The organism is Pseudomonas sp. M47T1 (assembly GCF_000263855.1).
Classification (GTDB): domain Bacteria; phylum Pseudomonadota; class Gammaproteobacteria; order Pseudomonadales; family Pseudomonadaceae; genus Aquipseudomonas.
In genome coordinates, this window is sequence record NZ_AJWX01000064.1 from 1 (window position 1) to 1071 (window position 1071).

Here is a 1071-nt window from a genome sequence, read left to right on the forward strand (position 1 = left end):
GGGCACCTTCGGCGTGCCCGACCAGTTGCCCGACCGCACCCCAGCCCTGGACCGGCTGCATGGCCTGCGTTTCTACCAGCGGCTATGGAGCAAGCGCCGCCGCCACGACCTGCCCATCCCCGTTGGCGACACCCCCGGCCCGGTGGCCCTGCGTGACAAGGGCGAAGGCGGCACTGCACTGCCCAAATGGAGCTTCTCAGCCATCGTCCAGCGCCGCTCGAGCGTGGGTGAAACCCGGCGCATCAACGCCGAGGCACTGGTGCCCGTGCATCAACCGGACATGTTTGGCGGCGAGCACACGCCGGGCATTGATCGGCCAGACGCGGTGTCGCAGAACAATGCGCTGGGCAATCCCAAGGCGCACTTCAAACGCATAGCGATGGGCTACCGCGACAAACCCTTCGACGTGGCCACCGAACAGGCCCGGTGGAACGACGGCAAGGAAGACGAGGACTGCGCGGTGTTCACCCAAGCCGAAGTCGAGGAGCACCACCACAAGCAGCGCAAGGTCATGTACCAGCTCAGGCGTGAAGAAACACCGAACGAAATCCGGGCGCGCATGGCGCTGGACCCTGCGGAGTGGGAAGCCAACAGCTATCACTCGGCGGTGCTGCGCAGCGCGGTGAACCATCAATGGGTGACGGCGATGGATATTGCCATTGGGCAGGGGCAGTGCCTGGATGATCCGGAGGTGCGGGAGGTACTGCTGGCCATGGCGGATTGGCGGATGACCGAGAAGCAATACGCCAACATCAAGGAATTACCAGGCTTGGACAAATTAAGTCTGGAAGCACAGGCAATGATCGAAGCGGTATTCAAATACTACGATAAAGGCATATTTCCTTCTCCTGATTTAGTGCCGTTGACGTTGCCGTCATTGGTAAAGGGACAGTTACCTGGCGGCGAGGCGTCCCAATGAGCGACCCGACCTTGATGAACTTCCCGAAACTCAAGCCTTATTTGGTTCTGGCTGCCGTCCTCACTCTGGGATGGCTGAGCTATTGCCTTTATTCAGCGGACATACCGTATGTTCCAGACATTCCCCTGAACGAAATAGGTGAACAGATGAAA

General features: G+C 59.9%; 1 protein-coding gene. It reads left to right on the forward strand.

Annotated features, from left to right (window positions below):
• On the forward strand, nucleotides 1–919 hold a 919-nt coding region (locus PMM47T1_RS28465), incomplete at its 5' end, for an effector protein Tle3 domain-containing protein (protein WP_008375917.1).
• Between the last annotated feature and the right edge of the window lie 152 nt (nucleotides 920–1071).